The organism is Geobacillus sp. DSP4a (assembly GCF_013096875.1).
In the GTDB taxonomy this organism is placed as follows: Bacteria; Bacillota; Bacilli; order Bacillales; family Anoxybacillaceae; genus Geobacillus; species Geobacillus thermophilus.
Genome location: NZ_SDLD01000069.1, coordinates 1 through 9,274, shown reverse-complemented (window position 1 = coordinate 9,274; position 9,274 = coordinate 1). Strand labels below are relative to the sequence as shown.

Genomic DNA, 9,274 nt, shown 5'->3' with positions numbered 1-9,274 from the left:
GAGGCGAACGGCCATGACGCGTTGACGCAGGGAAATGTTTTTGATTTTTTTCTCTTCCTTTCGAAGGGTTCGTGGCGTCCATCCATGGTCATTGGTGATTTTCAATCGTTTCATTCCGTTTCCGCTCCTTTTCTTCGTGAAGTACCTAGGAGCAGTATAACCGGGGTGGAAGCCACTTATACGGACGTTAATGTTTCAATGTGCATCTATATATTTCCTTGTCAGGGAATGAAAGATGATTACACCTTCATTCCCTGACAAGACCAGCAAGCGAAGTGCGGTAGAAAAAATCTCTATTTTCTTGACATAATACCAATTCCCTATTTGTTACAATTGTTGTATTATTTTATTGTAAAATATTACTCAATTAGGGGGGTATTTATATGTTTAGGGGGATTAAACCAATAATTTGCGCCCTTGTGTTGGCATTAGGTTTTAGTTTCTTGCCTTCAGTAAGTAACAAGGCAGAGGCAGTAGTTTACTGGGATGGTGCAGAGCTAAAGCCGGGGCAAATTGGTAGATTAACCGTTTTAAAACAAACGCCACTTTATAAGCTAGTGGGAAACAAGAAGGTATTTGTTCGAAATCTAAAGCCGGGGCAAACATTCCGCATTTACACATTTAAGCCGGGCATGTTAGGTTTAGGAGGTGGATACTACATAAATCGTGACGGTCGTGTAAAATATGAAACTCCTTCTAAAGCAAAGTTGGAACAGGTAGTATTAGATCAATACGCTAAAAAATTAAGTTCTATTCAAATCATAAATGGTAATGAGAAGATTTCATTAGGCAAATGGACCATTAGAGAAGTAGACGGAGAGCTGTATATAGAGGCTAATAATATTCCTCAAAAAAGTTTAAAACGTATATTTGCTATGTATGACACTATGAACATAAAGCGTGACGGTAGGTATATAAAGCCTTTAGAAATTTGGGCAGAGAAAGTGTTAAATGAAATAGAGAAGTTAACCAAAATTGTAAACAAACCTTGGTCTATTGATGTTGGAAATAACTGTGTGGCAGAATATCCTAAAACATTACCAACTGACTTGATAGTGGGTTACTCGGGTTCGTGTGGATATTCCATTCCGGTATTGACAGGATCAAGTGAGGAAGCCTCCTTACTGCTACTCCTAACTGAGGAGGTTGTTATAAATCCTGACGCTTTTGATTAATAGATCTCAAAAGGGAGTACACAAACGATCAGCTCACAGCGATTTACAACAATCTGAAACAACAGCTCATCACGCTATTTGGAAACCAGTATGAACAGTCCGATTCTGGCCAAGGCTACCCGCCTGCACTCGTATTTCACAAAGACGGCCTTGTGATTGCCCTTTCCTATGATGCGGACGGGTTGGCGGTTACGGTCACGAGCGAACAATAGCGTGCAAAAAGCGAGGCTGCCCCATTCATTCGGACAGCCTCGCTTTCTTGCTTACTCCCCATTCACCAACTTCAACTTCTCCTTTGACGGCGTTTCGTAGCGGATGTGCGTGTCGATGTCTTACACGTTGTCCGTTGTTGTCTTCTTCGTTACTCCCATTTAAGAGTCCGGCTATTCCACATTTTCCAATATTCATTTTCTTTTAAAATTGAGTCATATACAGGAAAAAGAAAATCTCGAATTTTCTCCATGACGAAGGGAAACTGTAGATCTTCTTTTATACCCGTTCTTTGCAAAAATGCCTTCCACTGTTTGTTTCGGCTCCCATCTTCTGCAAAAGAAGGTGAAAACACAGGATGTTCTTTTTCTAAATTCGTTCGACGTCTTTGAAAGGTTTCAAATATGGCTTCCCATAAGACGCGTCCATCAAAATTCTCGGTTGATAAAAGTGTGAAAACATCATAAAAATCCTTCATTCTACTGTTGACAACAGATAGTGAGATCATCGCCTCAAACTTTTCAGCTATTACTGAATAAGTTGAGTAGACTCGAATCTCCGGGGGCTTCATATTTAATAAAGTAGGATACTGCATCTCTTGTGGTTTTGGGATCACGACATCACCAAACCCAATATCCAGTTGCAATTGCTTTTTTATTTTGCCAAGTGCTGCCGGAATTTTCATACGAATCCCTTCATAATCAGCACCCTCTTTAATTCGTTCAGCCGTAATGCCCTTTACATCAAATTCGACTCCATCTTCTTCAGCAGTTAACGTACAAATGGACTCAAACGCAGCTTTGATATATTGAATATCATTCGAAATTTGTCTGGCTAAAAAGTCAATATCTTTGGTTGGCCTAGATTGAAATTGTGTTAAGGAAAATAAAAAGAGACCGCCTTTTAGAACAAATTGATCCCGATAATGAGAAATGGAAAGTCGATATAGCAACCTTTCTTGAAAATACAACAATAAAATGAAATCAAAGGTTTTTCCGCTTTGTTTAGCAATATTCTTTAGTCTTTCTCCAACTGAAGCAGGTATATTTTTAACATTTCCCATTATAAAAGCACCTCTAAGTATTTTAATAAAACGGTCTTGATGCGCATTTTCTCAGCACATTCCACCAGTTTATTTATGTTTTTTTCAGGACTTTGCAAATAATTTCGCAAACCTTCTTTCATTAAATCGATTCCTATTTTTTCTCTGTATCGAATAATATCACAAATCGTTTTTTCACGATTATAAATGCTTATTTTATGGCCACCTACCTCCACTTCTTCAATTCCATATTCAAACTGTTTTTTTGAAAAATAGAAAATTTTAATTGGCGGATAATCGGGCAAACGGGGTTTCCTTGATTTTCTTTCAATAGCAATTTGGTACTCCCACGGGTTATAAGTTGTTAACTCATAAAAAGACAATGCCGACAAAAGACAAAGAACACCATTCGGGATCACTTTTGATACTTCAACCACTTCTTCATTTTGATCACTTTCAAATGCAACATAACGGTACAGCCCACGTTTTATCCTAATGATTTCTCCATTTTGCTCGAACTTTCGAATATAATATTTGCTCACTCCTTCTCTGGTTAAGTCTTCTGTCTTCGCAAATCCTTTTTGACGCACAAAAATATCTTTTATGATTTTGCTTACTTCTTTCTTCATTCATGATCACCACTCTTTTCACCTAAATGTCGGCATTTATCACTCATTGCAAACGTTTAATATACTTATTCTCGATTACTCGCAATATCCCTCTTTTTTCATCTTAATGCATTCACTTATTATTATATGCCGACCATAAGTAAAATTCCTGCCGTTATTTTCACATATAAAAGCGAGGCTGCCCCATTCATTCGGACAGCCTCGCTTTCTTGCTTACTCCCCATTCACCAACTTCAACTTCTCCTTTGACGGCGTTTCGTAGCGAATGTGCGTGTCGATGTCTGTTACGTAATACCCGCCGCCGACCGCGTACTGCCCGCCGAAGCGCGCGTCATACCCGTAGACGCGGTATACTTCCCCAGGCTGTAAGATGCGGACGAACACAAGGCGCCCATCCTTCGTCCGCTTCCATAGATTGATCGGCTTTTGCACCGTCAAGCGGCCGATTTGCCCTTTTTTCAACTCCACGCCATCCCAGTACACTTTTTTCACTTGGCCTGGAGGAGTGGTTGGCTTTCTCGGTTTCTCTTTTGGTTTCGATGGAGACGGTTTTTGCGGTGGTCTGGATGGAGGCGCTTCGTTTCCCGGTGGAGCTGTGCCGCCCGGAGGAACGCTCCCTCCAGGGGATGCGCCATCCGATGGACCACCGCTGCCCGGAGAGGTGCCGTTGCCTGGCGTTGCCCCTCCGTCATGGGACGGCGTTTCGCTTCCCGGAGAATCGCCGTTGCTTGGCGGCGTTGTCAACTTCCCTTCGCGCAATTGCTTCGTTTCTAAATTCAGCACATAATCTTTCGTGTTTTTCGCAATCGCTCCGCCGTCGTTGTTGAAAATGGTTGTTTTGCTTTCGGCCGATGGTTCAATATGAATCGACACTTCTTTTTGATGGCTGGCCGGCGCAAACGTGTACGAGAATGCCATCCGGCCATCAATCGGCACCCGCTCGCCATTGATCGTCAAAACACCGTTTTTAATGGCATTGCCCTTGATCGTCACTTGACTCCCTTGTTTTTTCACCTCTTCGATGACCACCGGCATATCGATCCAGCGCAAAATGCGGTCTTCCACAACCATCGTATTGTTTCCTTCATTGTGAACGGTCACTTTCAAATCCGTGCCGATCGAGCCGTATCCATAATAACTGACATCATCATCCCCATTGTCTACAGGCGTATGATCAGCCAGTCCTTCCTGATCCCACGACCCGCCTTTCACATACTTATACGTGATCGTTTCCCCTTCTTGCACTTCAGTTGTAAATTGCCAATCAGGCGTCACCGCTCCATTGCGCGACATTTCCCATGCCCCTGTGTTCCAGCCATTCAAACTGTTCGGAATCGTAATTCGGGCATCTAACGGCGTATAGTCTGGGGCTTTGACTTTAAAAATGACTTTCACCATCACAATGTCCGGCTTCACTTTGACCGTGTTGGACGCGGTGACATTTCCAGCGCGGTCATACAGCTTGACAACGTACGCATACTCGGTGCCGTTTTCGACATCGTAGTCTGTAAATGAATCGCCGATCGAAGTGGTTGTATGCACGATATCACCGTTGCGCTCGATGACTAACAAATAAGCATCTCCATCTTTTTTCCCAACAAACGTCCATGATAAATTCACTTGTCCGGATTCAACCGCAGGCTGCCGCAGCTCGATGGCGTCTGCTGGCGCTATTTGGTCGCTGCTGTCTGCCGCAAACGTCACTTGCTTCTCTGCTGTATACACCCATTCCTTGCCGAGATTGGTCGTCAGCGCATAACGATACGTATACGTCCCTGCGGCGAGCGGAGTGAAGGAAGCCCGGAACACGTTGGCGTCGCCGTCTTGTCCTTGGTAGGACGCTCTGTATTCTTTCCATGTTTCGTCATGCGGGCCTTTCACTTGCAACACCGCTTGCAACCCATCAGCTGCTCCTTTGCTTGTCACATTGTCGATGTTGACATGGACATCCACTTGCTGCGGCTTTGACAAATCCAGTGTGGCATCGCTTAACGTTGTCACGAACTGGACATTGTCGCTCGTCAGCGGGTAATGAGGAACGACGCGATTCGTTTCGACCTTCGGTGATTCATTCCCGTTTTCATCGACCGCCGAAACGGCAAAGTAATAGGCTGTTCCGTTCGTCAACGAACCGATCGTAGCCGAAGTTGTTTCCGTCTCTTGCACCATCGTATAACCGGCCCCTCTTAACGTGGACTCGTAAATTCGGTATCTCGACGCATTTCCTTCCCACGTTAACATGACACGGCCATCCGAAGGGCTCGCCTGCAATTTGCTGACTGCTGCCGGCATTTCCACCGTCACCGTCCCAAACATCATCCGTCCATCCAGGGCCGGAATCGTGACCGTCAACGTTCCGCCAGCGACCGTGGCTTTCTCGCCATCATGCAACTCATCCGTAAGCACGGTGCCGTTCGGAAGCAACGAAGCGACGTCAAGCGCCACCGTCTTGTCCTCATTGCCGCGGTTGACGGCAATGAGCGCCACTTCACGCCCGTATTGGCGGGCAAATACGTATACATCCCCTTGCGCATACACCGTCTTGATGTCGCCATGGGCCAACAGCGATTGATGGCGCTGGCGAATGTGCCCCACTTTCTGATAATGGGACAACAGATTTTGATCTTCTTTGCCCCACGGATACGTGCGGCGGTTGTCTGGGTCTTTTGAGCCTGTTACTCCCGCTTCATCGCCGTAATAAATCGTCGGAGCTCCCGGGTATCCCATCTGCAAAATCACCGCCAGCTTGAGCCGCTTTTTCCCAAGTTCCTCATTATAATTCGGATCAAGCTCCGCCCGCTCGGATGAATCCGTTCCGTTCCCAAGCAGAAAGACCGCCCGCGCCGTGTCATGCGAACTGATTAAGTTCATCAGCGCATAAAACGCTTCACTTGGGTAGTCTTCCCTTATGGCCGTCAGTCGCTTGTCCGCTTCCTCCGCATTTCCGTTTTTCAAAAAGTCAAGCACCGCCCCGCGGAACCGGTAGTTCATCACGGAATCGTACTGGTCGCCTAGAAAATATTTCGATGCGTCATCCCAAATTTCCCCTAAAATGAGCGGCTGCTCCCCTTCTTTTAACGTCGGGCCGCGGTCGTACGATCCGTGAAGCAGCTCTTGACGAAACTCGCGCCAAAACGCCGGATCCACCTCATTGGCCACATCGAGCCGCCAGCCGGAGGCGCCGCGGGCAATCCAGCTTTTCGCCACCGAATCCGGTTCGCGGAAAATGTAGTTCGCGAGCGCATCGTTGTTCAATTCACTCGGATGCGGCACTTTTTCCCCCGTCACCGACTTAAACTCCGGCAGACTGTCATAGCCCCACCATGATTGGTATTGATAATGGCCATCGACTTTTTTGTTTTCAATATGGAACCAAAGGTGAAATCCATACGGGCTGAACTCTTGTCCTTGTTGTCTGAACGTCTCCTCTGCCTGTTTCCGCGCTTCCTCCTCGCTCAATCCTTTTTCATTCATCAAATCGTAAACCGCTTCCCAATATTCATACGCGCCGACGGTCGGATAGCGGTGGTAGCGGTCAAAGTAAATCGAATCGTCGGATACGTGGTTGAACACCCCGTCTAAGATGAGATGCATTCCCCGGTTCGCAAGCGCTTGCACAAACGATTGGAATTCTTCCGGGGAACCGAACATCGGATCCAATTCTTTGTAATTGCTCGCATCATATTTATGGTTCGATGGCGCATTGGCGATCGGATTTAAGTAAATCGTGTTCACCCCAAGCGACTGCAAATAATCCAACTTTTGTTCAATTCCGGCGATGTCTCCGCCGAAAAAGTCATTTGACCATTCGCCGTCGCCATCGTAGCCGCTCGTTCCTTTCAGGCGCGGATTATCGGGCAAATCCGACCAATCGCGATGCTCAATCGGCTGCGCCCCGCGTGCCTGCTGCTTACTGTTGTCGTTGGAAGGATTGCCGTTGAAGAACCGATCCGGGAAAATTTGATACACCACCGCTTCTTTCATCCAGTCGGGCGTCCTGTAATCCGGATCATACACCGTCAGTTGAAACAGCTCCGCGCGGCTGTCCACCGCTTTCCCCCATTGCCCTTCTTGCGTATCTTCGCCGTATTCCACTTTCGTTCCGGCATCTTGAGCAATAAATTTATACCCGTACACCCCGGGCGTCGAAGGGGTGAACACAGCCTCCCAATATTCATCATCCCCGAGCACGCCGACTTTTTCCATCGTGTAGACTTTGGCGGTTCCGGTCGTTGCATTTTTCACATACACATCCGCCTTCGTCAAATCCCCTTTTTTCGCCGCCAGACGAAGCGTCACCTTCGTTCCCGCTTTCACCGCGCCAAACGGCTGGCGGTACAACGTATCCCATGTATTGTGTTTTAATTGGTCTTTCTGAACAACACCGTCAGAGCCATTGGGGTTGTAGTCGGTGTACACCTCTTTTGTTTTCGCATTGAAGAAGAATGTAATGATCGTCGTTTCCAAAACATTTAAGCGTGCATTCTCTTGTGGGTAGCTCTCATTCCAATTGTTTCCGAGGACAATTTTATATTCATACGATCCTTTCGGCACCTGCGCCTTAAACGTGTACACCGAGTCAAAATCATCATCGGTCAACAGCGCCGTCGATGTCCCCGGAGTCCATCCGTTGCTCTCCCTCTCATAGCCGATGGCCGGCAGCACCGTCCCGACAAGACGCGGCTGTTTCTCCTTCGCAATCGCCGTATACCATGTCGAATCCGCGATCGCATGCGTCCGGTCATTGTAATAAAACGTCACCTCGGTTTGCCGATCCAGCTTCAACACCAGATTTGCGCCATTGCGACCACCGGCGCCGTAATTTTCATCCCAGCTGCCGTTGACCGCAATTTTGTACTCATAGGTCCCGGCTGGCAGCGTCCCGGTGAATGTATAAAGCCCATTCCCTTCATCATGCATCCTCGTCGCCAATGCCCCCGGGTCCCATTCCGCCGTATGGCCCAACTCATCTTGCAAATTGCCGACTAGCGTGATCGTCCGTGGTTGCGAGGCCGTGGATTCGGCCGTCCACCGATGCGCTCCATTCCCTAGAGCGCTAGAACTTCCTGCCTCGTTCGCAGCGGCAACCGCCTGGAAAGGAGTCAATGCCAGCAACAACACCGATGCCAAAACCAATGATAGCATTCTCCTTGCCCTCTTGATCATCCCCCGCTCCCTTCTCCTTTGTTTGGCCAACTTCCTTCTCTCCTTTCCTTTTTATATTCTTTGTGCAATCGTTTGCGCAAAATGGTTGATGCAAACGATTTCATCAATCTTTATCTTATACGAATAAACAGAATATTTCAACTATATTCCCCTCTGTTTTTTATTTTCGATTCACTCCTAACTCAAAATCGTTTAAATTCGATATTGAAAACGATTACAAATAAAAATTATAATAGACGTAACCGTTCGAGGTTTTGCTTCCTGTTTACTCTTTTTATGCAATCATTTCCCTTCATTTTTTGGAATCCAAACCGTCGAATGTAACATTTGATTAAGGGGGAAGGGCATTGTGCTAACTGTATGCCGACCTTGATATGGATCATCCCGAAGTCGTGACTGAGCTGAAAAACTGGGGGAAATGGTATGTCAACACAACGAACATTGATGGGTTCCGGCTTGATGCCGTCAAGCATATTAAGTTCAGTTTTTTTCCTGATTGGTTGTCGTATGTGCGTTCTCAGACTGGCAAGCCGCTATTTACCGTCGGGGAATATTGGAGCTATGACATCAACAAGTTGCACAATTACATTACGAAAACAAACGGAACGATGTCTTTGTTTGATGCCCCGTTACACAACAAATTTTATACCGCTTCCAAATCAGGGGGCGCATTTGATATGCGCACGTTAATGACCAATACTCTCGTCAACTACCCCCACTTCGCTAACGCTTGAAGTGGGGGCTTGCAACTCCCCAGAAGTGCGAGCGGACTTCGTCCTCCTTCCTTGACTTGGGGTTGCATCAGGTGTGAGTAAAATATTTGTGGGTGACATTCCGAAATGATCCCCGACGAGGGTTGCGAACTTTTGTTCGCGACGCTCGTCGGGGCCACCAAGCGAAGCGCGGTAGAAAAAAGCAAATGTCATGCAAAAAGGACTCTCTCCCTGCTATGATGGTGATTGTCAACATCAACAAAACAGGAGGGAGAGAGTCCATGAAACATCTTACCACAGAATGGCCTTTATTAAAAGAGCTGGAGGAACAATTAGTCA

4 protein-coding genes and 1 pseudogene are annotated in these 9,274 nt (G+C 46.5%); 2 read left to right on the top strand and 3 right to left on the bottom strand.

Annotated features, from left to right (window positions below):
* Positions 1 to 383 precede the first annotated feature (383 nt).
* Positions 384 to 1,175: a hypothetical protein gene (locus tag ETC02_RS17525; RefSeq protein ID WP_050367843.1), complete on the top strand. Its 792-nt coding sequence runs from the start codon at positions 384 to 386 to the stop codon at positions 1,173 to 1,175.
* Positions 1,176 to 1,536: 361 nt separating this feature from the next.
* Here ETC02_RS17525 and ETC02_RS15635 read toward each other — a convergent pair whose 3' ends face one another.
* The 3 genes from ETC02_RS15635 to ETC02_RS15625 form a co-directional block, all read right to left on the bottom strand.
* Complete coding sequence (locus ETC02_RS15635) at positions 1,537 to 2,448, bottom strand: nucleotidyl transferase AbiEii/AbiGii toxin family protein (RefSeq protein WP_050367844.1); 912 nt, start codon at positions 2,446 to 2,448, stop codon at positions 1,537 to 1,539.
* Entirely contained in the window at positions 2,448 to 3,056 is a 609-nt protein-coding gene (locus tag ETC02_RS15630; RefSeq protein WP_050367845.1) for a type IV toxin-antitoxin system AbiEi family antitoxin domain-containing protein, read from the bottom strand. The genes ETC02_RS15635 and ETC02_RS15630 overlap by 1 nt, the downstream gene beginning before the upstream one ends.
* Before the next feature lie 213 nt (positions 3,057 to 3,269).
* Complete coding sequence (locus ETC02_RS15625; RefSeq protein WP_171698399.1) at positions 3,270 to 8,252, bottom strand: pullulanase X25 domain-containing protein; 4,983 nt, start codon at positions 8,250 to 8,252, stop codon at positions 3,270 to 3,272.
* A gap of 326 nt (positions 8,253 to 8,578) precedes the next feature.
* On the opposite strand from ETC02_RS15625, the pseudogene ETC02_RS15620 reads away from it, so the two are divergent.
* Positions 8,579 to 8,929, top strand: a pseudogene (locus ETC02_RS15620) (alpha-amylase family glycosyl hydrolase); the annotation flags it as partial.
* Positions 8,930 to 9,274 lie beyond the last annotated feature (345 nt).